This is a genomic window from Zoogloea sp. 1C4 (genome assembly GCF_009469605.1).
GTDB classification, from domain to species: Bacteria; Pseudomonadota; Gammaproteobacteria; order Burkholderiales; family Rhodocyclaceae; genus Zoogloea; species Zoogloea oryzae.
Window position 1 is genome coordinate 104,527 of the sequence record NZ_SSXU01000004.1, and the last position, 23,423, is coordinate 127,949.

A 23,423-nucleotide genomic window follows, 5' to 3' on the forward strand; every position below is an offset into this window, starting at 1 on the left:
AAAAGGGTCAGAGCCGCGGCGCAGCCCCTTGTTCCATCCTAGCCGCGAAAAACGTCCATGCCAGACGCAAGGCGTCGGGCCCGGTGGGGTCGGAAAACGCCTGCCCGGACGCCCCGCCGCTCCAGGCGTGGCCCAGGCCGCGCACCCGCAACAGGCGCAGGTAGGGCTGGCGACCGGCCTTCCAGTCGTGACGGACCAGGGCGCGCCGGGCGCCGCGCTGCACCTCGTCCTCCTGCTCGCGCAGCACGGTGCCATCGGGCAGCAGGTCGAGCCACAGCCCGGCGGCGGCGCGGGCGCTCTCGAAGGACACCACCGGGTCCAGGTCGCCGTGGATCAGCACCAGCGGCGGCAGGCGCCGGCCGGCCAGGCGCTGGGCGATGGCGTCCGCATCGGGCGAGCGCCGCCCGCGCATGGATTGCCCGGCCTGCAGCGGCGTGGCGGCGCTGTGGGGCGCGGCGCCGGAGTGGCTGCCGACCGCGGTGAAACGCTCGGGATGGCGCAGCGCGAGGGTCATCGCCATCGCCCCGCCGGCCGACAGCCCAAGGGCGAACAGCGGCCCGGCGATGCGCGGGTTGGCGGCTACCGCGTGATCGACGATGCTCATCAACAACTGGGTTTCGAGCCCGACCCGGGCTTCGCTGCCAAACCAGTTCCAGCAGCGCTGGGGGTTGGCCTCCTGGGCCTGCTCGGGCATCAGCACCGCAAAGCCGCGGGACCGGGCGGTGACCGCGGCCCGGGTGACCGCCGCGAAGGCCGCCGTGTCCTGGGCGCAGCCGTGGAGCAGCAATAGCAGCGGCAGGGGCTTGCGGGCGCTGCCGCCGGTGGGGATGAACAGCCGGTAACGCCGCATCGCCAGCGGCCCGAGGCCCCAGCGGCCGTCATGCCAGCGTCCGCCGGTGATCGGCCTGGGGTCGTCGGTGGGCGTGGCGACGGCCTTCAGCATCCGCCCGGCCTGCTCGGCCAGCTCGCCGCCGGACTTCATGCCCTGCTTTGCGGCGGCCTTGCCGATGCGCGTCGATTGGCGCATGCCCGCACGGGTCAGCCTGACCAGCGCGGAAACCAGCGGTGACTTGCGACGACCCATCGATGGACTCCCGAAAACTGCACCGGCCCCGCGCCGGTCCGCCATCTTCAACCGGAACCCGCCAATGAAAAAGGCCCCGAAGGGCCTCTTTCATCGACTGCTTTTCAGCTTCATTCCACGCCGCGGCTATGACCCCGCGGCAGACTGGCTTGATGCTCAGGCAACCTTCAGCGCGGACACGGCAGCCTTGGTGCCCTTTTCAACGCTCTCGACGGCCACTTCGGCGGCCTTCTCGACGCTGGCCTGGGCGGCAGCGGCAACCTGCTTGGCGGCCTTGGAGGCGCCTTCGTAGGCGGAGTTGGCGTTGGCCAGGGCGGTCTTCACGGCCTTGACGGCAGCTTCGGAGCCGGCCGGGGCGTTCTTGAAGAGGCCTTCCAGGGCGGTGTCGAAGTTCTTGCCCAGGGCAGCGGCTTCGGCTTCGACCAGCTTGGTCAGCTCTTCCTGGGTGTCGCCACCGATCACGGAGAGGCTACGGCCGTAGGCCACGCTCTTTTCGACAGCCGGGGTCACGGCGCCCAGGTTCAGGGCGGCCAGGGCCTTCGGGTCCTTGGCGGAGATGATGGCCTTGGAGAAGGCGACGCTGTCGTCAAAGGCGGTGCGGGCGGTGGCCAGGTTCAGGGTGGACACGCGCTCGACGGCGGTGAACACGGCGGCAACGAAAGCGGAAGCGCTGGTCAGGCTGGCTTCGGCGTTGGTCTTGGCGGCGGCGGCAAGGGTTTCGGGGGTAACGGCCATGATGATCTCCTCAAGTTTGGGTTGGGCTTGCGATCACCGAACTGATTTCGGTATGGCTTCATGTTGCACCGCAGCAAAAACTTTTGCAAGCACTTTTTGCTGCGGTGCACAAAATATTTTCAGCCGCCCGAAAACCCCCTCATCCGCTACTCCGCCAGCAGATCGTCGCGCAGCTTGCGCAGGCCCTCCGGCATGGTCAGGGTGGTCATGTCCCAGCCCTCGGCAGCCAGTACGTCCACGAGACAGGCTTCCATCTCGGCGTGGGTGCGCTGCACGGATTCCATGATCCGGGCGTGGACGCCGAAATCCTCGGTGCGCATTGCCCGGCAGCTGGTCTGGTAGCGGAACAGCTCACGCAGACCCAGGATGTGCTGGGCCACCTGCCCGGGGCAGGCGCACTGGTAAATCAGCGCCTGGTCGATGATATGGGCGAGTTGTGAATTGTCGAAGACAACGGTCAGTTCCATCTGCTCACTCCTTGGCGTCGAAGGCTTCGCCGGTCGAGAAGAACGCGCCGCCGGCAATGTAGTGCAGGCTGCGCAGCGCATCGCCGCCGGATTCAAAATGCCAGCGCCCGTCGGAATACACCGCCGGGTCGGCCCAGGCGGCCACCACCTCACCCAGGAAGAGATCGTAGGTGCGCTGGATGTGGGGCTCGTCGATCACCCGGCATTCGAGCCAGCCGATGCAGCCGGTCGGCAGCGGGGCCGCCACCTTCGAGGCCGGCAGCGTGGCCAGGGCCAGGGCGTCGAACTTGTCGCCCTCCGGGCAATCCCGGCCCGACTGCGAGCCGGCCGCCACCACCTTGTCGGCGATGGCGCGGGTGGGCACCGCCAGCACGAACTCGCCGGAAGCGTCGATCAGCTCGCGGCTGAAGGTGCTGCGGTCAATCACCACCGCCACCTTGGGCGGGTCGAAATCCACGGGCATGCTCCACGCCGCCGCCATCACGTTGCGCTGGCTGCCGTGGGCCGACGACACCAGCACGGTGGGGCCGTGGTTGAGGAGGCGATAGGACTCGGGCAGGGGAACGGGCGTAGGGGTCATGGGGGCCGCCTTGCGTTTGGACAGGCGCCCATTCTAAATGAGTCGACGGGCCGTTTCGGCACCGCGCAGCCCATGCGGGCCACCGGCGTATCAGCCCCGCGCCACGTCCCGTCGCACGCAGCTCGCCGGGGCCAGGGCGGCCTCGATCACGTCCACCGCCAGCTCGGGCCGGGCGCTGCCGCACATGAAGACATCCACCGCCGCAAAGCCGTGCTCGGGCCAGGTGTGGATGCTGAGGTGGGATTCGGCCAGGAGCAGCACGCCGGTGACGCCGAGGCCCGGGCCGAAGGGGTGGAAGTGGCCGCCGAGCACGGTGCCGCCGGCGGCTCGGGCGGCGTCGCGGAGCAGGGTTTCGAGGGCGGCGGGGTCGGTGAGGCGCTCGGCGGCGACGCCGGTGAGATCGGCCAGCAGGTGGCGACCCCGGGGCAGGTGGGCGCTCACTTGTGGCCGCCTCCACCGGACGACCAGCTGCCGCCGGAGGAGCCGGAGCTGCTGCTCCAGCTCCGGCCGCTGCTGTTCGACTGGCCGCCAAGGTTGATCATGGTGACCACCACGACCACCAGGATGGCGTAAATCATGTAACCCACCCGCTTCATGAGTCGCCGCCGAACTTGTCGCTGAACAGGGGCGCCCACAAGAGGACCAGCCCGATCACCACCACGAACATCACGCCGCCGCCGCCCCGGCCGAACATGGCGATGGGCAGGTTGAGGAGCAGGAGGCCCGCCGAGAAGCTGGCAGCCAGACCGTAAAGCGCCTCGGCGGGGACGTGGGCGGTGTCGGCCTTGCCGGCGCTGGCAACGGCCGCAGCGGCCAGGGCCGGCTTGCCGAACCACGCGCCGATGCTCGCCGCCGTGACGCGCTGGGAAAGAGACCAGGTGATCTCGGCCGGCGTGCGTTCGCTGGTGAGGGTGCCGCGGCTGCCGACGTATTCGGTGACGCTGACCTTGTCGCCCACCTTCACCCGCCAGTTGAAGGCGCCGGCGGCGTAGGTGACCTCGGCGGTGTAGCTGTCCATGCGGGTGTAGGCGGCGTCGGCAAGGCGCACGGCGCTGGCCGAGACGGACTCGGGAAATACGTCAAGCACCTTGACCTTATCCCAGCCGGTGGCGGATTCCACCAGCCACAGAAAGCCGGCCGTCTCGCTGAAGAGCAGGCATTCCGTCCAGCCCTCGCCGGTGCCGGTGGTCTGCCGGCGCATCAGGCCGATGAGGGCGTAGCGGGCACCGTCGATGGTGGCGGCGTCGCCCAGGGCCAGGGTGGTGTGGGCCAGGGCTTCGCGGCGGACGGCCTGCATCACCTCGACGGTACCGGTGGAGGCGTCGGACACCGTGCCGCAGGCCGGGCAGTTGAGGTGGGCGGCCACCGCCGGGCGCCAGCTGATCGACGCGCCGCACGCCGGGCATTCGAGGCTGGCCGCCTTGCCGGGCAGCTTGCCGGCGCTGGCGGCGATCTCGGTGGGGCTGCGCAGCAACTGACACTTGAGGTCGGCCACCGTCACCGCCTTGCCGGCGTAGCGGCGCGGGGTGTCGCCTTCGGAGTAATCCAGGGTGAGGAAGCGGTGGGCCTGGCGGTAGTCGGCCACCTTGGCCTCCCAGCCGGCGCCCACGCGGAAGGGCAGCTCGCCCTCGCCGCCGGTGCAGCGGGCGGTGCGCAGATCGGACGCGGTGTAGCTCACGCCATCCCAGCGGTACAGGCCGCCGGGCACGATCTGGCCGAAGGGCGGCGCATCGCCGGCGAGGCCGGTGTCGAGGGTGACGGCGTACTGGCCGGAGGCGTCCGACAGCCAGCCGGTGCCGCCGTCGTCGAAGAGGATGTACCACTCGTTCCAGAAGCCCGCGTCGTAGCGCAGCTGGATGCGCCCCACCACGCCAAAGCGCCGCCCGGCGTAGATGCCGGACGTGGTGATGCGGATCGGCGAGTAGTCCTCGAGCGTGGCGGACATCTTGCCGGCGTCACGCACCGCATCGCCGTCGCGCAGCAGGGTGCTGCGGCAGTACTCGCACACCGCCATCGCCGAGGTGGGCGAGCGGAACACGACTTCGGCCCCGCAGCTGGGGCAGGCGAGCTTGAACACGGTCAGGGCAGGCGGTGGATCAGCCGATCAGCTTTTTGAGGATCTCGGCCTTCGCCGAATCGTAGTCGGCCTGGGTGACGAGGCCCTTGTCGAGGAGCGCCTTGAGCTTGGCGAGGCGCGCTTCGGGATCGTCGGCGGCCGGCGCAGCAGCAGGCACCGGAGCAGCAGCCGGCGCCTGGCTGGCGCGCATCGAGTCCATCATCACCTGGCCCATGCCCACGCCCGCAGCCAGCCCTGCCCCCACGCCAGCGATGCCGCCTTCGTTCTGGGCGGCCAGGGGCATCGACGTGGCCACCTGGTACTGGGTGTACCTGCCCATGTCGCCCACCATGCCCATGGAGATGCGGGTGTCGATGGCCTTTTGCAGCTCTTCGGGCAGCGAGATGTTCTCGACCGCGAAGTTGTCGAGCGCGAGGCCGTAGCGCTCGAAGGTGGGCAGCATCGCCGCGCGCATCTTGTCGGCCAGCAGGATCTGGTTGGCGGCCATGTCGAGGAAGGGCAGCTCCGAGCCGCCGAGGGTGGCGCTCATGGTGGCAACCACCAGATTGCGCAGCTGCTGCTCGAGCTCGTCGACGGTGTAGCTCGCCCGGGTGCCGCTGATCTCGGTGAAGAAGTGCTTCGGATCGACCAGCTTGTACGAATACATGCCGAAGGCGCGCAGCCGCACCATCCCGAAATCCTTGTCGCGGATGGTGATGGGCTGCGGCGTGCCCCACTTGCGGCCCAGCTGCAGGCGGGTGCTGAAGAAGTACACGTCCGACTTGAAGGGCGACTCGAAGAGCTTGTCCCAGTTTTTAAGGTTGGTGAGCAGCGGGATGGTCTGGGTGGTGAGCGTGTAGCGCCCCGGCCCGAACACATCCGCCACCTTGCCCTCATTGACGAACACCGCCATCTGGGAATCCCGCACGGTGAGGCTGGCGCCGTACTGGATCTCGAAATCCTCCATCGGGTAACGCCAGGCCAGCGTGCCGTCGGAATCCTCGTTCCACTGGAGGACGTCGATGAACTGCTTCTTGATGAATGATCCGAGGCTCATGGTTTCTCCTGCTGGATGAAAGGCGGTTTCAGGACATGCACGCTGCGTTGATGATGCCCACCACCAGCGATACGATGCCGGCGGTGGCGCCGGCGGCCACGTTGTTGCCGGCAAGTTGATCAGGCAGCCGCGGGAAAGCCCGGGCGAGCACCGCGTAGGTGACGACCTGCACCGTGAGGCCGGCGGCGCACCACATCATGAACAGCGGGTAACTGTCGTTGTGGAGGATGCTCGACGCGACGGTGAGCGAGAAGCCGATCACCGCGCCGCCCAGCGACAGGGCCGGCGCCACGAAGCCCTGGCGGATCAGCACCAGCTCGTGGAAGGGCGTGACCGCCATGTAGATGCCGGCGAACGCGGCAACCATCGCGAGGCCCGAAGTGAGGTGCAGGAAGTAACTGATCAGCGCGTCCATGGCCCGAGTCCGAATCTGCAAGCGGGGCATTTAGCCAGCATTTCAGGTGCCCGGCAAGCGCATTCCGGGTAGAGTCCGCGCCATGCCAGACGCCCGCTCCGCCCCCGCTGCCGCCACCGATCGCCTGCTGATCCTGTCGGTGTTCGTCGTCGCCTCCTGCGGGCTCGCCTACGAGCTGATCGCCGGGGCGCTGTCGAGCTATCTGCTGGGCGATTCGGTGCTGCAGTTCTCGTCGATCATCGGCTGCTACCTGTTCGCGATGGGGGTCGGCTCGCACCTTTCCAAATACGTGCGCGACGAGGACGCGCTGGCCCGCTTCATCGACATCGAGCTCTTGGTGGGCATCGTCGGCGGCGTGTCGGCCACCCTGCTGTTCCTGCTCTTCGCGTGGATGTCGGCGCCTTTCCGCACGGTGCTGTACGCGCTGGTGTTTGCCCTGGGCGTGCTGGTGGGGATGGAGATTCCGCTGGTGATGCGGGTGCTCCACAACCGGCAGGCGCAGTTCTCCGAGCTGGTGAGCCGGGTGCTCACCTTTGATTACCTGGGCGCGCTGGTGGTGTCGCTGCTCTTTCCGCTGGTGCTGGCGCCCAAACTGGGGCTATCGCGCACCGGCTTCCTGTTCGGCATGGCCAACGCCGCGGTGGCGCTGTGGACGCTGTGGCATTACCGCGCCGAGGTGCCCGGCGCCCGCGGCCGCTTCACCCGCGGCGTGCTGGCGATGGCGTTTCTGGTGATCGGGCTGGCGGCCTCGGAGCACCTCACCCGCTGGGCCGAACGCGGGCTGTTCGGCGACGAGGTGATCTACGCCACCACCACGCCTTATCAGCGTATCGTCGTCACCCGCTGGAAGGACGACACGCGCCTGCACATCAACGGCAACCTGCAGTTTTCCAGCCGCGACGAGCACCGCTACCACGAGGCGCTGGTGCATCCGGCGCTGGCCAGCATGCCGTGGGCGCGGCGGGTGCTGGTGCTGGGCGGCGGCGATGGGCTGGCGGTGCGCGAGATCCTGCGCTACCCCAACATCGAGCACATCACGCTGGTGGACCTGGACCCGGCGATGACCGATCTCTTCACCCGCAACGCGTATCTTGCCGGGCTCAACGGCGGCGCACTCTCCGATCCGCGTGTCACGGTCATCAACGCCGACGCCGGCCAGTGGCTGGATGAAAACGCCGAGGTGTTCGACCTGATCGTCGCGGACTTCCCCGACCCGTCCAACTTCGGCCTCGGCAAGCTCTACTCGGTGCCCATCTACCGGCTGATGGCCAAGCACCTGTCGGCAAACGGCGCGCTGGTGGTGCAATCCACCTCGCCGTGGTTCGCGCCCAGGAGCTACTGGTGCATCGACGCGACGCTTCGCGAGGCCGGCTTCGTCACCCAGCCTTACCACGCCTACGTGCCGTCCTTCGGCGAGTGGGGCTTCAACCTCGCCACCCGCCGGCCGGGCTTCGTGCCGCCGGAGAGCTACCCGGTGCCCACCCGCTTCCTCGACGCCGACACCACCCGGGCGATGTTCCGCTTTCCGCCCGACATGCGCCCGCCGGCGGTCGAGCCGAACCACCTCAACAGCCAGACCCTGGTGCATTACTTCGAGCAGGACTGGCGCAACGTGGTGCGCTGATGGACCGCCGCCGGTTGATCCAGGCCGGGCTCGCCGCCGGCGCGCTCCTCGCCCTGCCCGGCTGCCGGCAGCTGCGCGACTTCGGCATCCCGATCACCGTGCTGCGCCCGGGCATGAGCGAAGGCCACGCCCTGCGCGACGCCACTACTCTCCCCGCCCCAACACGGGAGATCCGCTGCGGCGTGGCGATCCTCGGTAGCGGTATCGCCGGGCTCAGCGCCGCGTGGCGGCTGGCGAAGGAAGGCGTCGATGACTTCCTGCTGGTGGAAGGCCCGGAGCCCCTCGGCAACGCCGCCGCCGGCGCGATGATGAGCCCCACCGGCCCCATCCCGCACCCCCGCGGCGCCCACTATCTGCCGCTGCCGTCGCGGGAATCGGCCACCGTGCGGGAGATCCTCTTCGAGCAGGGCTTGATCGAGGCTGACCCGTTCGCCGAGCGCCCGCGCTTTGCCGAGACGGCGCTGGTGCACGCCCCGGACGAGCGCCTGCTGTTTGGCGGGCAGTGGCACGAAGGCCTGCTGCCCACCGACGCCGTCGGGCCGATTGAGGCCGCCCAGCACCGGCGCTTCCTGGCCTTCGTGGCGGATCTCACCCACCGCCGTGGCCGCGACGGCAAACGCCTGTTCTGCGTGCCAATGGTGGAATCCAGCCGCGATGCCGACTGGCGCCGCCTGGATGGCGTGCCCTTCCGCGATTGGCTCATCGCCCAGGGCTACACCTCGCCGACGCTCCACGCCTGGCTCGACTACGTGTGCCGGGACGAATACGGCGCGGGGTCAGATCGCGTGTCGGCGTGGTTCGGGCTGCATTACTTCGCCAGCCGCGGCGGCCATGCTGCCAACGCGGCCGACGGCGCGCTGATCACCTGGCCCGACGGCCTCGCCGGGATCGCCCGCGGCCTGCTGGCCCGGGTACCCACCGAGCGCCGGCTGGCCGGCCACGCGCTGCGGGTGGAGGAAGCCCGCGGCGGGGTGACGATCCTCTGCCACACGCCCGCCGGCGTCGTCCGCATCCACGCCCGCCGCGCCATCTGCGCGATGCCCCTGCACGTGGCGGCGCATGTCGTGCCGACGATCCGCGCACTGGGCCTCGACCCGGCCCGCCATCTGCCGCCCCAGGCCCCGTGGCTGGTGGCCAACTTTCTGCTGGATGGCTTTCCGCAAGAATCCGGCGACGAGCCGCTGGCCTGGGACAACGTGATCCACGCCAGCCCGGGCCTGGGCTGGGTGGTCGCCACCCATCAGCTGATCCGCGCCGCGCGGCCCGCCCACACGGTGTTCACCACCTACCGGGCGCTGGCCGACGCCTCACCCACCGAGGCCCGCCAGCGCCTCGCCACCGCAAGCGCCGACGAGTTGCTCGACCTCGCCGGCATCGACCTGCGCGCGGCCTATGGCGAGCTGGAACTGTGGCGGCGCACCCGCGCGGTGGAGATCACCGTGCGCGGCCACGGCATGTCCACACCGGTGCCGGGCAGCCTCGCCAACGCCGGGCTCGCCGCGCTGCGGGAGGCGGACGGACCGGTGCTGTTCGCCCATGCGGATCTGTCGGGCTTTTCGGTGTTCGAGGAGGCGGTGTGGTGGGGCGAGCAGGCGGCGCGGAAGGCGCTCTGACGCCCGGGGCACGACAGCCCCCTCAGCGGGCCACCACGTTCATGCCGGGCGTCACGTCGGCTTCGTCGATGTAGCCCACAGCGCCGGGCCTGGTGGACACCAGCCGGATCACGTCGGCCGTCGAGGCCACCTCCAGCGGGGGCACGCCCTTGCCCACGTAGCGGCGTACCGTCCAGTAGGCGGTGTAGCGGGCCTCGTCGCGGCTCAGCCAGCGGGAGAGAAAGCGGCTGCGCACGGGACTGTCGGGGGGCAGGTCAAGGGGCATGATGCGCTGGTCGCCCACCTCGACGATCTTGCCGGTGTAGATGCGCTCGACCGCCATCCGGTCGAGGCGCGGCACCGACGGATGGCCGATCAGGACCACATTGCCAGCCGCCCGGAGCGGCACCGGGCCAACCCCGGCAAAGAGGCCCACGACAAAGAGCAGGAGTCGTTTCAGCATCGTCTCCCCTCAGAACGAAAAGCTGTAGGAGAGGGAGAAGACATCCAGCTGACGGCTACCTTCGGGCGTGCCCTCCGGCACGTCGAGGAAGGCGGACTTGCGGCCGACATGGGTGCGCTGCCATTCGGCCTTGAGTACCTGCCCACTGGCGAGCGCGTAGCTCGTGCCCACCGCCCAGGTGCGCTGGTCCGAGAGGATCACCGTGTCGGCGCCCCAGATCTGGCTGGCGTTGAGCAGGGCGGCGTCCGGCACGCTGTCGGGAACCCGGCTGCCATTGAGCTTGGCGTAGAGCTTGCGGGCGCGGGACGACGAACGCAGGCTCGCGGCATAGACGTAGGGCGTCCATGCGCCGGTCGGGCGTAGCAGGGAAAGATAGCCGCCCCAGGCGTCGGTGCCGGCGGCCAGATCCACCCGCTCGCCCCACCGCAGCACGCCCTCGCCCACCGCCCGGAAGCCCGCAGGCAGTTCGTTCTCGAAGCCGACGCTGACGATCTGGGAGCGGATGCGGTCGCGCATCACCACACCGGGGCCGGGCAGGGCGTTGCTGGTCTGGTAGTAGCCGGTGCCCGGGGCGATGGGCACGTAGGGGTACTCCTTGCCGAAGCGCATGGTGTCGAGCCGGGCATCCCAGGCCAGCACGCCCAGGCGGTAGCGGTTGTCGCCCCGGCGGACGGTGAGCACGGTGCCGGCAAGCGCGCCGTGGATGCCCTCGTACCACGCGACAGGCCCATCCGAGCCCGGCCGGTTACGCACATAGACGCGCGCCGACGTGCGGGACCAGCCGGCAAAGCCATCCAGATCCACCTCCAGCGCGCCGGGCGTCCAGTGGCCGCTGGCCGAGACACCGTAGAAATCCCAGGAAGGCAGGATCGCGTAGATCTCCACCGGCAGGCGGGCGAAGGGGAAGGTCGCGCCCACGTCGATGTTCTCGGCGTAGAGCAGCACCGGCAGGCGCATCTTGCCGGCCTGGATGGTGAGCGCGTTGTCGGGCCGCCACGAAAGGAAGGCCCACGGCAGGCGCAGGTTCACTTCCTCGTCGTTGTTGCCGGCCGGCGCCAGGCGGGCCTGGACGGTGGCGCCGAGCTCGGGGGTCAGCGCGGCATCGATCTGCGCGCCGAGCAGGGAGTCGCGCGCCAGCGTGCCATCGTTATCGACGGCACGCTGGTAACGGTGCTCGTCGGTGGATCGGGCGTAGCCGATGGTTCCGAAGGCCGAGTAGCGTACATCCTGGGCGGCGGACGCCTGGGCCAGCAGGGCCAGGCCGACACACAGGATTCGAAGGAAAAGACTCATCGCGGAAGAATGTGGGCATCCCTGGCCAGGCGCCGGGATCGCGGCACATTCTCTCCCGCGCCGCCGGGACGGTTGGCAACAAACTGTCACGAAAAAGCCTCACGGCATAAAACGGCACCGTGAGCGGATAGCATGGCCCCGACCTTCGATGAAGCGCGAGCTGGTCACGCGGTGATCGGGCCGGGCAGCCCGGCGCGGGCGGCCGGCAGCCGCCACGCCCCCGTCAGACGCTTCCCGGGGGGGACGTCTGATCGGGCGACGCGGGCTGCGGGTCGGTCTCGCCGACATCGGGCAGCAGCGCCTTGCCCAGGCCATCGACGAGGGAACGCATCTGGTTCTCGAGCTCGGTGAGCGCGGTCATCGCGCGGAGCGGGTCACCCGCCCGGGCGGCGGCCTCGAGCCGGCCGGACATCATCGAGATCCCGTTCATGCCGAGCAGGCCGGCCCGGCCCTTGAGGGTGTGCGACGACAGCGCCACCGCCGCCCAGTCCCGCGCCGCCACGTCCTTGCGCAGGGCCACCGGACCGTCGGCGAACTGGGCGCGGAACTTGGCGAGCAGGCGCGGGTAGAGGGTCGGGCTGATCCCGGTGTCGTTGATCGCGCAGTTGGGGTCGAGCCCGGGCACCGCTTCGAGCCCCATCAGCGCCGGGCCGCCGGCGGGCACCGGCGCCGGAACCGGTGCGAACTCGGGCCGGTAATGCCGGCTCAACACGTCGAACAGTTCGGGCAGCTCGTAGGGCTTGTTGAGGCAGCCGTTCATGCCCAGCGCGAGGCAGTGCTCCAGCACGCTGCGCCCCCGGTGGGCCGACAGGGCATACACCGGCAGGTTGCCGAATTCAGGCCGGGCGCGGATCTGGCGGATGGCCTCGTAGCCGTCCATCACCGGCATCTGCAGGTCCATCAGCACCAGGGCGTAGTAATCCGGCGCCTCGGCGCCCAGCTGGGCGAGGGCGTCGCGGCCGTCGGCGGCGGTGTCCACCTCGACCCCCCAGCGGCCCAGCAGCGCCACCGCCACGTCGCGGCTGGTGGCGTTGTCCTCGACGAGCAGCACGCGCATCCCGTCCAGGGCGCCGGTGGCCACACCACCGCCCGACTCCTTCGTCTGCAGGCCCAGCACGACGCCACACAGCTGGCGCAGGGTACCGGGCAGGAGCGGGCGGTCGCAGAAGTGCAGGCCGCCGGGGCGCAGCTCGGCGACGTCCTCGCCGAGGGTCCGCGGCACCGACATCAGGGCGATGTGGGCGGGCACCAGCTCGGGCTGCTCGCCGAGGGCGCGCATGATGGCGCCGCCGTCGAGATCGGGCAGCGACCAGTCGAGGAACATCAGGTCGTAGGGACGATCCGTGGCCCGCGCAGCGCGCAGGCAGGCCATCACCTCGCCGCCGCTGCTGACCGCTTCCACATCGTCGATGCCTTCGATGTTGAGCAGGTCGATGAGGGCAAGCCGGGCCTCGGGGTAATCCTCGGCGATCAGCACACGCATCGGCGGCAGGGGCGGCGGGCTCGCCGGCTCGTCGCCGTCGCGGGCCAGGGGGATCTGGATCTGGAAGCGGCTGCCGGCGCGCGGCGCGCTCTGCACGCGGATCTCGCCCCCCATCGCCTCGACCAGCCGGCGGACGATGGCGAGCCCCAGGCCGGTGCCACCGTACTGGCGGGTGGTCGCACCGTCGGCCTGGACGAAGTCGTCGAAGAGGTGCTCGATCTGCTCAGGCCGCATGCCGATGCCGGTATCTTCAACGGTGAGGCTGACCAGGTGACGCCCATCGGCCGTCGCCATGCTGTCGATCCGCAGCGACACGTGCCCGGAGGGGGTGAACTTGACCGCATTGGAGAGCAGGTTGGCGAGCACCTGACCGATGCGCAGGGGGTCGCCCTTCAGGCGTTCGCCAAGCAGGGTCGCGCTGGCGGGACGGACATCGAAGAGCAGCTCGACGCCCTTCTCGAGGGCCGTGCGCTCCACCAGCAGGAAGGCGTTGGCAACCACCTGCTCGAGCCGGAAGGGGATGTCTTCCAGCTCCAGCCGGCCGGCTTCGATCTTGGAAAAATCGAGGATGTCGTTGAGGGTGTCGAGCAGCGTGCGGCCGGCGATGCGGATCTTGCTGACGTAGTCGCGCTGGCGGGGGGAGAGCCGGCTGTGGAGGATCAGCTCGGCCATGCCGATCACCGCGTTGAGCGGGGTGCGGATCTCGTGGCTCATGTTGGCCAGGAACATCGACTTGGCCTGGGTGGCCTGCTCGGCGCGGGCGCGGGCCTCGACCAGCTCCTGGCGGATGTGCTCGCGGTCGAGGATGTCGCTCTCGATGGAGCCCGCCATCGAGTTGAAGGTGTCGCGCAGGGTGCGGATCTCCGCCACGCCGGCCACGTCGGGGATGCGCGCGTCGTACTCGCCGCGGGCCAGCCGGTCGGTGGCGGCGCACATGTCCTCGATGGGCTGGAGCACCCGCCGGCGCACCGTGAAGAAGCCCCGCACCACGAACAGCGCGGTCACCACCATGCCGATGATCGCCGTCACGATCCAGTCGCGCAGGCGGGCCCGGGCGTCGCTCACGGCCGCGCCGGTCCGGCGGTCGACCCGGCCCTTGAGTTCGGCCACCGCCTGGGCCATGCGGGCACGCAGGATGTCGTATTCGCGGTTATGGACGAACTTGACCGCCAGCTCGCGGTGGGGGACGCCTTCCGACACGAAGGTGTCGGCCTTGGGGTCGTAGAGCCCCTGGGTGGCGGCAAAGGCCACCTGCTCGTGGACCTTCAGCGCCTCGGCCTCGGACAGCACCTGCTGAAGGGCTTCGAGCTCGGTGCCGTCGAAGCCCAGGGAAATCATCCGGGCCCGCAGGGAAACCCCTGTCCCGGGCGGGCGCTGGACGAAAGGCGTGGTGCCGGCGATGACCCGGTCCCAGTAGGTGGTGGGGTCGTCATCGACAACCAGCGGCCGCTCGCCTTCGCGGATCGCCAGGATGGCGTAGTAGTACTTGAGGTAGCTCGTCTCGCCGGTGACCACGTAGCTGCGCACGAGACGGCTGAGCATTTCCATCTCGCGCCGCAGGTCATCAACCTGGCGCAGGGCGTCGGCACGGTTCTGCTGCACCGCCTGGACCTTGTCGAAGGCCGCCAGGGCGAGCAGCGAGATCGATCCGTTGATCCCCAGGATCAACAGCAGCACGACCGAGAAGATGAGCGAGAGCTTGGAGAGCTTCATTGGCAAATGCCAGCTTACACCGCCACCACCCTCAGGCAGTTGCAGCAACCCGGCGCCGTCGCACACTTTCACTGAGCAGATCGAGGACGCAATAGAACGCCCCGGCCGCCAGCGGCGGATTGCTCACCGGCCAGCCCAGCCCGGGCAGCGTCGCCCGCCAGGCCCAGTTGCCGAGCCAGGTGCCCCACAACTCCATGACCAGCGACAGCAGGAACATCGTCGCGTAAAGCCGCGGCGCCGGCCCCCAGCGCAGACAGGCCAGAAAGATCAGCAGGAGCGGCGGCCCGAGCCAGTCCACGCCGCCCAGCGCCAGCGCGCTGACGCCCGCCACCGCCAGCCACGCGGTGGCCGTGAGGAGCCGCCCGGGCAGGCGATCGGCGAGGTACAGGCCCAGCCAGTAGAGCAGCACATGCCCCGGCGGCACGAACAGCGGCAGGTTGCCGAGGCGGTAGTCGTAGAGCCCCCAGACCAGCGACAGCACCACCTCGCCCGCGGTGGCGATCACCAGGCAGGCCAGCAGACGCGTGCGCTGGGCCGGATGCGCCACCACCAGCAGCGCGCACAGGGCCCACACCCAGACGCTCACCAGCGGCTGGCCCCACGCGCCGCCAAAGCGATCCGCCACCAGCCCGAAGGCAATGGTGAGCGCGGAGAGCAGCGCAAGGATCGAAGGTTGCGGCATGGGGCTTACAGTCGGTGCGGAATGCGCGATGATACCGGGCAGGCGCCCATAGAGGCGCCGACAGTCGATCCGCCCGCCCGGCGCCGCCGCAAGGCCCGGGCAGGACACCCGAGGACGCCCCATGCCGATGTCCGCTCCTGCCTCACCCCGCTGCCGCATGCCCACGCCATGACTGACGCGGACCGCCCCGGCGCGGGTGACCATCCCTGGGCCCCGGCGGTCCGGCGGGGCTTTCTGCTGACCCTGCCGCTGGTGCTGAGCGGCGCCGTCGCCCTGCTCGTCCTCAACCTGCCGATCCCCGGTTACCAGGCCGCGATGGACGGCTGGTGGGGGCCCGACTGGCGCGCTGCCGTGCAGTCCGCCTGGCAGGCCAGCCTGGGGCTGCTGTCGATCGCCGTGGTGTTCGCCACCAGCCATGCGCTGGCGGCGCTTGTCGCGGCCCGGCAGCGCACCGACACAAGCCCGGTGGCGGTGGCCCTGATCGCCCTGTGCTGCTACTTCATCCTGGTCCTGCCGGGCAAGGGCCTGCTCTCCAGCGAGCTGGCGGTGCCGCGGGGGGTGTTCCTGTCGGTGCTGGTGGGCATCGCCGCCACCGAGCTCTTCCTGCGCCTGCGGCGCGTGCGCGGGCTCGACCTGTCCATGCTGGCCGAGGCGGACTCGGAACTCCCGGCGGTGCTCAAGTCCGTCCTCCCCGGCATGCTCACCATCGGGCTGTTCTGCGTGATCCAGCACGCCCTGATCGCGCCCTACGCCCAGTCGGCCGACGCCATCGGCGACCGGGCGCTGGGCTGGCTGTTCGGGCTGTCGGACAGCGCCCTGCTGCGCACCGTGCTGTTCACCGTGCTGGCCCACCTGCTGTGGTTCGTCGGCGTGCACGGCAACAACGCGCTGGAGCTGTTCTACCGCGACCACCTCTTCCCGGCCAGCGAAGCCAACATCCACGCCCTGCAGGCCGGGCAGGTGCCGCCGGAGATCATCACCAACGCCTTCGTGGATGCCTTCGTGCTGCTGGGCGGGTCGGGCGCCACGATCGGCCTGCTGATCCCGCTGCTGGCCGTCACCCGCGGCAGCCGTCGGCGCCTGAGCTGGCTGGCGGCACCGACGGCCCTGTTCAACATCAACGAGATCCTGATCTTCGGCCTGCCCATCGTCTTCAACCCGACGCTGCTGCTGCCCTTCCTGCTGGCGCCGCTGGCGAGCCTGCTGGTCGCCTGGGGTGCGGTGGCCGCCGGCCTCGTCCCGCCCAACGCCGGCCACGTGCCGTGGGCCACGCCGCTGCTGCTCAACGCCTGGCTCACCGCCGATTCGTGGCGGGGGGTTGCGCTGCAGCTGGTCAACATCGGGCTCTCGGTGGCGATCTACCTGCCCTTCGTGCGCCGCAACGACCGCCTCCAGCGCGCCCGCACCCGGGCCACCTTCGCGCGGCTGATCAGTTCGATGCAGGGTATTCTGGTTCAGCCGGGCCAGCAGCTGCTGGGTCGCACCGACGAGATCGGCAGCCTGGCGCGGAGCCTGGCGGCCCGGCTCGACCAGGATCTGCGCAGCGGCCGCATCCATCTGGCCTACCAGCCCAAGCTCGACCAGGCCGGGCGGGTCACCGGCGTCGAGGCCCTGCTGCGCTGGGATCACCCGCTGCTGGGCGGCGTGCCGGCCCACGTGGCGGTGGCGATCATCGAGGATGCGGGCAAGATCAACGAGGTGGGCGACCGGGTGCTCGAGATGGCCTGCCGGCAGCTGCAGCAGTGGCGCGAGACCGGCCTTTCCGGCATCGAGATGGCGGTGAATGTCTCGCCCCTGCAGCTCGAAGACCCGGCCTTCGCGGCGCGGGTCGAGCGCTGCCTCACGCGCCACCGGCTGGCGCCCGGGGCATTGGAGATCGAGATCACCGAAGGCCATCTGGTGAGCAGCACCGAAACCTCGGCGCACAACCTGTCAGCCCTGGGCGCGCTGGGCGTCAAGCTGGCGATGGACGATTTCGGGATGGGCTACAGCTCGCTGCTGTACATGCGGCGCTTCCGCATCGACGCGATCAAGCTGGATGGATCGCTGACGCGGGAGGTGCTGAACAACGCCAGCTGCCGCGAGATCATCGCCAGCGTCGGCCAGCTGTGCCGGAGCCAGGATGTGCGGCTGGTGGCCGAGTACGTGGAGACCCAGGCCCAGCGCGACCTGCTGGCGAGCCTGGGGTGCGACGGTTTCCAGGGCTGGCTGTACAGCCCGGCGGTGAGCCCGGAAGCCTGCCGCACCTACATCGAGGCGCAGCGGACGACGACCCGGCCGGAAAGCCGCGCCGTCGTCTGAAACCTGCCGGCGGGCTTACTCGATGCCCTGGCTGGCGAGGTATTCCTCGTAGGTGCCGCGGTAATCGACGATGTCGCCGGGGCCACGGATCTCGAGGATGCGGGTGGCGATGGACGACACGAACGCCCGGTCGTGGGAGACGAAGAACAGCGTGCCGCTGAAATCCGCGATGCCCGAGTTGAGGGATTCGATGGATTCCATGTCCATGTGGTTGGTCGGCTCATCCAGCAGCAGCACGTTCTTGCGCTGGAGCATGAGCTTGCCGAACAGCATCCGGCCCTGTTCGCCGCCCGAGATCACCTTGACCGACTTCTTCACGTCGTCGCCCTTGAAGAGCAGCCGGCCCAGCGTGCCGCGGATCAGGGTTTCGGCGTCGTCGCCTTCGTAGCCGCCCTCGCGCACGTAGCCGCTGATCCAGTCGGTGAGGTTTTCGCCGCTGGCGAAGTCATCGGCGTGATCCTGGGCGTAATAGCCGAGCTTGGCCTTCTCGGCCCACTTGACGGTGCCGAACTGGGGCGCCAGGCCGTGCAGGCCGGGGCCGACCAGCAGCTTGAGCAGGGTCGTCTTGCCGATGCCGTTCTCGCCGATGATCGCGATGCGGTCGTTGGCGTCGGCGGTGAAGGTGAAGTTCTTGATGATCGGGTTGGCCGGATCGTAGCCGAAGGTGAGGTTTTCGATCTCGACGGCCTGACGGTGCAGCTTTTCCTTCTCGTCGTAGTCGAAGCGGATCCACGGGTACTGGCGGGACGACGGCTTGAACTCCTCGATCTTGATCTTCTCGATCTGCTTGGCGCGGCTGGTGGCCTGACGGGCCTTGGACTTGTTGGCCGAAAAGCGGCGCACGAACTCCTGCAGCTCCTGGACCTTCTCCTTGGCCTTCTGGTTGGCGTTCGACTGGCGCTCGCGGGCCTGGGTGGACGCCTCGATGTAGTCATCCCACGTGCCCGGCCACACCTGGATACGGCCGTAGTCCAGATCCGCCATGTGGGTACACACCTGGTTCAGGAAGTGGCGGTCGTGGGAGATGATGATCATCGTGGAGTTGCGCTGGTTCAGCACGTCCTCCAGCCAGCGGATGGTGTTGATGTCGAGGTTGTTGGTCGGTTCGTCGAGCAGCAGGATGTCCGGGTTGGCGAACAGCGCCTGGGCCAGCAGCACGCGCAGCTTCCAGCCGGGGGCGACTTCGCGCATCGGGCCGTTGTGCTGTTCGGTGGGGATGCCGACACCGTGGAGGAGCTCGCCGGCACGGGCCTCGGCGGTATAGCCGTCGTACTCCGCGAAGTGGCCTTCCAGCTCGGCCGCCTTCATGTAGTCCTCTTCGGTGGCTTCCGGGTTGGCGTAGATGGCGTCCTTCTCCTGCATGCACGCCCACATCTCGGCGTGGCCCTGCATCACCACGTCGAGCACCCGCACGTCTTCGTAGGCGAACTGATCCTGCTTCAGGAAGGCCATGCGCTCGCCGCTGTCGAGGGCCACGTTACCGGCGGTGGGTTCCAGCACGCCGGCCAGGATCTTCATGAACGTGGACTTGCCGGCCCCGTTGGCGCCGATCAGGCCGTAGCGGTTGCCTTCGCCGAACTTGACGGAGACGTTCTCGAAAAGGGGCTTGGCCCCGAACTGCATGGTGATGTTGTTGGCGATGAGCACGACACGAATTCCTTAAATTCCGGCGGTCGCAGGCGGCGACACGGGCAAAACAAAGGCGCCGGCACGGGGCCGGCGCAGCTTGTCCGAAATTTATCATGTCTTTCAAGCACCTGAGAAATTTTCTCGGTGCTTGATGCAGCGCATCAGACCAGCGACGGCCCCGATACGATGGACGCCGCGTCGGACTCGGAGATCCGGATCGTCGCGGTGGAGATGACGTGGAGCGTCAGCCACTCGTGCAGACGGTCGGCCGCATCGCGGGAAAGGGTGACGAAACGGCAGCCCATCATCCCGCCGTCGGCCCCGAGCACGAAGTTGACGGTCTCGGCCATGCCGCGGATCACGTCGGGGATGCCCTCGAGCTGCATCACGAAAGGAAAGGCCTCCGGCTCGGCCAGCGGCGAGCCCCACGGCACGCTGAAACCTTCCAGGGACAGATCATTGACCGGCATGCGCTCGCCATCGATCACCACCCAGAAGCACACGTTCCCCCAACGCTTGGCCACGAAACGCTGGCGCTTGCGACGCTCACCGCGCGGAACGGCGGGAATGGCAGTCGCGGTCTGAAGCTCCATCACGGCAAACCCTTTCAAAATCTCTGATCCGACAGCTTTGCTCAAAATACAACAAATTCACAAGCAAAACGATATTTTTTACCTAAAAACTCAAATTCATCGGAGGGACGCGGAATTCGATTCGAATTTTCGTGGCACCCATCACGGATACACAGAAATTCACATCAACCTGTCGAGAATTTTTACAAACGAATTTCGGCAAACCAATTTATAAACTTAAGTGATTGATTTAACTAAAACGCCCCAAAGCGGGCACGCGTTTTGCTCAGATTGAGCCAGCAGTCGGGATCGCCCCCATTGCAAAATATTTTTGACGATTTTCAATCTGGAGTTTTCATATGAAAAAACTGCTCGCCTTCGCAGCAGGCTCGCTCATCTCCCTGAGCGTCGTTGCCGCCCCGCTGCTGACCACCCCTGAAACCCTCTCCACCGGCCTGAAGAACACCAACGGGCTCGACAACCCGCTGACCTTCGCCAAGTTCGACACCGCGCTCGGCACCCTGACCAGCGTTCATATCCAGCTGACCGGCTACGAAGAAACTGGCTACACCGCCACCGACCTGGGCGGCGCCAGCAACACCTTCGTGTTCACCAACGATGTGACCGTCAACCTGAAGACCCTGGCCGGCGACGCCCTGACCACGGTCCTGCCGACCGTCACCGACACCCAGACTGTTGGCGCGAACGGCACCTATTCGAGCGCCGGCTTCCCCGCCCGCGCCCTGACCAACACCGTCATCGGTCCTGAGGCTGTCTTCCTGGACGCCGCCACCCTGGCGCTGTTCGTTGGCCCAGGGTCCATCACCCTCAACACCTCCGCCACCTCCGCGAACTCGGTCATCGGCACGGGTGACATCACCTCGACCATCCTGACCCGCTACAACGCGACCGCCAGCGTCTGGTACGACTACGAAGTCCCGACCACCCCGGTTCCGGAACCCACCTCCATGGCCCTGGTTGGCCTTGGCGCTCTGGGCCTGGCCGCTGCCCGTCGCCGCAAGTAATTTGCCTTGCCTCCCGGCTTAGTCCGGGATGCGCTGCAAAGCAAAAAAGCCACCGCAAGGTGGCTTTTTTGTATCCGGCTTCCGCTTAGCGAAAGAACCAATCAGGCATCGTCCATCGCGGCAGAGGTGTACACCGCCTGCACGTCGTCGAGGGATTCCAGCGCGTCGAGCAGCTTCTGCATGCGCACCGCGTCGTCGCCGGCGAGTTCGGTGTCGTTGAGCGGCTTCATGGTCACTTCGCCAAACTCCGCCACAAAACCGGCCCTCTCGAGCGCTTCCTTCACTTCACCAAACTGGTACGGATCGGTCATCACCTCGATGGAGCCGTCGTCGTTGGGCACCACGTCGTCGGCACCGGCTTCGAGAGCGGCTTCCATCAGCGCGTCTTCCGACGTGCCCGGCGCAAACAGGATCTGGCCACAGTGCTTGAACTGGAAGGCCACGCAGCCGTCGGTGCCCATGTTGCCGCCGTACTTGTTGAAGGCGTGACGCACATCGGCCACGGTGCGGGTCTTGTTGTCGGTGAGGCAATCGACCATCACCGCCGCGCCGCCGATGCCGTAACCCTCGTAGCGGGCTTCCTCGTAGGTGACGCCTTCCAGCTCGCCGGTGCCCTTCTTGACGGCCCGGTCGATGTTGTCGGCCGGCATGTTCACCGCCTTGGCGCGATCCACCGCCAGGCGCAGGCGCGGATTGAAGGCGGCATCGCCCCCACCCATGCGTGCCGCAACCGTGATTTCCTTGGCCAGCCGGGAGAAGACCCGACCGCGCTTTTCATCCTGCCGGCCCTTGCGGTGCTGGATATTGGCCCACTTGGAATGACCCGCCATGATTCTGTGTCCTTGGATTGCAACTAAAAGCGGCGATTTTACCCCGCCGCCCGCCCTTCGCGCAGCCCGCGCTTGCCGCGGATCAATTTGCCAATCATTTTTTGGCGCGCCGGGGCAGATTTCATGCCCGTTGCGGGCAGTTGGCCGATAATTGCCGACTGATCCCATTTCGCCCACCCGGAGGATTCCATGACCGAGCCCCTCATCATCGCCAAGTCCAAGGACAAGGAAATTGCCCTGCTGCCCCAGCTTGCCAACCGCCACGGCCTGATCACCGGCGCCACCGGCACCGGCAAGACGGTGAGCCTGCAGAAGATGGCCGAATCCTTTGCCAGCATCGGCGTGCCGGTGTTCATGGCCGACGTGAAGGGTGATCTGTCGGGCATCGGCGCCGCGGGCGTCGAATCGCCCAAGCTCAAGGAGCGCCTGGCCGCCCTGGGCATCACCGAATTCACCCCGCGGGCCAACACCACGGTGTTCTGGGACGTCTTCGGCGAGGCCGGCCACCCGGTGCGCGCCACCGTCTCCGACATGGGCCCGATGCTGCTGGCGCGGCTGCTCAACCTCAACGACACCCAGGCCGGCGTGCTGCAGCTGGTCTTCAAGATCGCCGACGACCAGGGCCTGCTCATCATCGATCTCAAGGACCTGCGCGCCACCCTGCAATACGTGGGCGACAACGCCAAGGACTTCACCACCGAATACGGCAACATCTCCGCCGCGTCCATCGGCGCCATCCAGCGCGGCCTGATGGGCATCGAGGCCCAGGGCGGCGACAAATTCTTCGGCGAGCCGATGCTCGACATCGCCGACCTCATCCAGACCGACGCCGACGGCCGTGGCGTGATCAACATCCTGGCCGCCGACAAGCTCTACAACTCGCCCAAGCTGTACTCCACCTTCCTGCTGTGGATGCTGGCCGAGCTCTTCGAGCAGCTGCCGGAAGTAGGCGACGTGGACAAGCCCAAGCTGGTGTTCTTCTTCGACGAGGCCCACCTGCTGTTCAACGAGGCGCCCAAGGCCCTGCTCGAGAAGATCGAGCAGGTGGTGCGGCTGATCCGCTCGAAGGGCGTTGGCGTCTACTTCGTCACCCAGAACCCGCTGGACGTGCCCGAGACGGTGCTCGGCCAGCTCGGCAACCGCGTCCAGCACGCCCTGCGCGCCTTCACCCCGCGCGACCAGAAAGCCGTCAAGACCGCCGCCGAAACCATGCGCGCCAACCCCGAGTTCGACGCCGCCACGGTCATCACCGAGCTGGGCGTGGGCGAGGCGCTGATCTCCTTCCTCGACGAGAAGGGCCGCCCGCACATGGTGGAGCGCTGCTTCATCATCGCCCCCAACTCCCGCCTCGGGCCGCTCAGCGCCGCCGAGCGCAAGGCCGCCATCGAAAGCTCGGTGATCTACGGGCACTACGAGGAAATCATCGACCGCGAATCCGCCTTCGAGAAGCTCCGCGGCGGCGCGGCCCCGGCCGGCAATGGCGGTGGCGCCGCCCCGGCGGGCGCCCCGGCCGCGCAGGAGGAGGCAGGCGGCGGGTTGCTGGGCGGGCTTTCCAGCATCCTGTTCGGCACCACCGGCCCCCGCGGCGGACGCCATCCGGGCCTCGCCGAACAGGCCGCCCGCAGCGCGGTACGCACGGTCGGCTCGGCCATCGGCCGCGAGATCGTCCGCGGCGTGCTGGGCTCGATCCTCGGCGGAGGCGGCCGCCGCCGCTGACGCCCCCCCGCCCCGGTTCAGACCTTTTTGCTCCCGACCGGGAGCAAAATCGTCCCGACTGGGAGCTTTTTGCTCCCAGCCTGGAGCGGAATCATCCCAACCGGGC

At 68.4% G+C, this 23,423-nt stretch carries 22 protein-coding genes; 5 read left to right on the forward strand and 17 right to left on the reverse strand.

Annotation, left to right across the window (positions count from 1 at the left end):
- Positions 1–7: 7 nt before the first annotated feature.
- The 9 genes from GH681_RS06440 to GH681_RS06475 all read right to left on the reverse strand — a co-directional run bounded on the left by GH681_RS06440 (position 8) and on the right by GH681_RS06475 (position 6,394).
- Positions 8–1,084 (reverse strand): PHB depolymerase family esterase, encoded by a 1,077-nt coding sequence (locus tag GH681_RS06440; protein WP_153160616.1) that lies wholly within the window; start codon positions 1,082–1,084, stop codon positions 8–10.
- Positions 1,085–1,240: 156 nt separating this feature from the next.
- Positions 1,241–1,819 carry a TIGR01841 family phasin gene (phaP, locus tag GH681_RS06445; RefSeq protein ID WP_153160617.1) on the reverse strand — a complete coding sequence of 193 codons (579 nt, stop codon included), beginning with the start codon at positions 1,817–1,819 and terminating at the stop codon, positions 1,241–1,243.
- Between the two features lie 146 nt (positions 1,820–1,965).
- Positions 1,966–2,286: a hypothetical protein gene (locus GH681_RS06450; RefSeq protein WP_153160618.1), complete on the reverse strand. Its 321-nt coding sequence runs from the start codon at positions 2,284–2,286 to the stop codon at positions 1,966–1,968.
- 4 nt (positions 2,287–2,290) lie between these two features.
- Positions 2,291–2,866, reverse strand: a complete 576-nt coding sequence (locus tag GH681_RS06455) for a flavin reductase family protein (protein WP_153160619.1) — start codon at positions 2,864–2,866, stop codon at positions 2,291–2,293.
- Between the two features lie 90 nt (positions 2,867–2,956).
- A complete protein-coding gene (gene speD / locus GH681_RS06460; protein WP_153160620.1) occupies positions 2,957–3,307 on the reverse strand; it encodes an adenosylmethionine decarboxylase in 351 nt (116 codons plus the stop codon).
- Positions 3,304–3,444, reverse strand: a complete 141-nt coding sequence (locus GH681_RS23335; RefSeq protein ID WP_194271155.1) for a hypothetical protein — start codon at positions 3,442–3,444, stop codon at positions 3,304–3,306. Before GH681_RS23335 ends, speD begins: the two co-directional genes overlap by 4 nt.
- A gap of 14 nt (positions 3,445–3,458) precedes the next feature.
- Positions 3,459–4,943 (reverse strand): DUF4178 domain-containing protein, encoded by a 1,485-nt coding sequence (locus GH681_RS06465; RefSeq protein ID WP_153160621.1) that lies wholly within the window; start codon positions 4,941–4,943, stop codon positions 3,459–3,461.
- A 19-nt stretch (positions 4,944–4,962) separates the two neighbouring features.
- Positions 4,963–5,979 carry an SPFH domain-containing protein gene (locus GH681_RS06470; protein ID WP_153160622.1) on the reverse strand — a complete coding sequence of 339 codons (1,017 nt, stop codon included), beginning with the start codon at positions 5,977–5,979 and terminating at the stop codon, positions 4,963–4,965.
- A 28-nt stretch (positions 5,980–6,007) separates the two neighbouring features.
- Positions 6,008–6,394: a DUF350 domain-containing protein gene (locus tag GH681_RS06475; RefSeq protein ID WP_153160623.1), complete on the reverse strand. Its 387-nt coding sequence runs from the start codon at positions 6,392–6,394 to the stop codon at positions 6,008–6,010.
- Positions 6,395–6,476: 82 nt separating this feature from the next.
- Between GH681_RS06475 and GH681_RS06480 the strand changes: the two genes are divergently transcribed.
- On the forward strand, positions 6,477–8,018 hold the full coding sequence (locus GH681_RS06480) for a polyamine aminopropyltransferase (RefSeq protein ID WP_153160624.1): 1,542 nt from the start codon (positions 6,477–6,479) through the stop codon (positions 8,016–8,018).
- On the forward strand, positions 8,018–9,631 hold the full coding sequence (locus GH681_RS06485) for an NAD(P)/FAD-dependent oxidoreductase (RefSeq protein WP_153160625.1): 1,614 nt from the start codon (positions 8,018–8,020) through the stop codon (positions 9,629–9,631). Before GH681_RS06480 ends, GH681_RS06485 begins: the two co-directional genes overlap by 1 nt.
- Before the next feature lie 22 nt (positions 9,632–9,653).
- Here the strand turns inward: GH681_RS06485 and GH681_RS06490 are convergent, their stop codons facing one another.
- From GH681_RS06490 to GH681_RS06505, 4 genes are all read right to left on the reverse strand, one after another.
- On the reverse strand, positions 9,654–10,073 hold the full coding sequence (locus tag GH681_RS06490) for a hypothetical protein (RefSeq protein WP_153160626.1): 420 nt from the start codon (positions 10,071–10,073) through the stop codon (positions 9,654–9,656).
- A 9-nt stretch (positions 10,074–10,082) separates the two neighbouring features.
- Positions 10,083–11,366 carry a hypothetical protein gene (locus tag GH681_RS06495; protein WP_153160627.1) on the reverse strand — a complete coding sequence of 428 codons (1,284 nt, stop codon included), beginning with the start codon at positions 11,364–11,366 and terminating at the stop codon, positions 10,083–10,085.
- Between the two features lie 223 nt (positions 11,367–11,589).
- Positions 11,590–14,562, reverse strand: a complete 2,973-nt coding sequence (locus tag GH681_RS06500; protein ID WP_153160628.1) for a response regulator — start codon at positions 14,560–14,562, stop codon at positions 11,590–11,592.
- Between the two features lie 31 nt (positions 14,563–14,593).
- On the reverse strand, positions 14,594–15,244 hold the full coding sequence (locus GH681_RS06505; RefSeq protein ID WP_153160629.1) for a hypothetical protein: 651 nt from the start codon (positions 15,242–15,244) through the stop codon (positions 14,594–14,596).
- Between the two features lie 168 nt (positions 15,245–15,412).
- On the opposite strand from GH681_RS06505, the gene GH681_RS06510 reads away from it, so the two are divergent.
- The gene (locus GH681_RS06510) at positions 15,413–17,545 is read left to right on the forward strand and encodes an EAL domain-containing protein (protein ID WP_194271156.1); all 2,133 of its coding nucleotides are present in this window, start codon (positions 15,413–15,415) and stop codon (positions 17,543–17,545) included.
- A 15-nt stretch (positions 17,546–17,560) separates the two neighbouring features.
- Here GH681_RS06510 and GH681_RS06515 read toward each other — a convergent pair whose 3' ends face one another.
- Entirely contained in the window at positions 17,561–19,192 is a 1,632-nt protein-coding gene (locus tag GH681_RS06515; RefSeq protein WP_153160631.1) for an ABC-F family ATPase, read from the reverse strand.
- A gap of 143 nt (positions 19,193–19,335) precedes the next feature.
- On the reverse strand, positions 19,336–19,767 hold the full coding sequence (locus GH681_RS06520; protein ID WP_153160632.1) for a PilZ domain-containing protein: 432 nt from the start codon (positions 19,765–19,767) through the stop codon (positions 19,336–19,338).
- Positions 19,768–20,105: 338 nt separating this feature from the next.
- On the opposite strand from GH681_RS06520, the gene GH681_RS06525 reads away from it, so the two are divergent.
- Entirely contained in the window at positions 20,106–20,771 is a 666-nt protein-coding gene (locus GH681_RS06525; RefSeq protein ID WP_153160633.1) for a choice-of-anchor E domain-containing protein, read from the forward strand.
- Positions 20,772–20,872: 101 nt separating this feature from the next.
- On the opposite strand, the gene GH681_RS06530 is transcribed toward GH681_RS06525, so the two are convergent.
- On the reverse strand, positions 20,873–21,601 hold the full coding sequence (locus GH681_RS06530; RefSeq protein ID WP_153160634.1) for a YebC/PmpR family DNA-binding transcriptional regulator: 729 nt from the start codon (positions 21,599–21,601) through the stop codon (positions 20,873–20,875).
- Between the two features lie 38 nt (positions 21,602–21,639).
- On the reverse strand, positions 21,640–21,792 hold the full coding sequence (locus GH681_RS06535; protein WP_153160635.1) for a hypothetical protein: 153 nt from the start codon (positions 21,790–21,792) through the stop codon (positions 21,640–21,642).
- On the opposite strand from GH681_RS06535, the gene GH681_RS06540 reads away from it, so the two are divergent.
- Positions 21,791–23,317: a helicase HerA-like C-terminal domain-containing protein gene (locus GH681_RS06540; protein WP_153160636.1), complete on the forward strand. Its 1,527-nt coding sequence runs from the start codon at positions 21,791–21,793 to the stop codon at positions 23,315–23,317. The genes GH681_RS06535 and GH681_RS06540 overlap by 2 nt on opposite strands.
- The last annotated feature ends 106 nt before the right edge of the window (positions 23,318–23,423 follow it).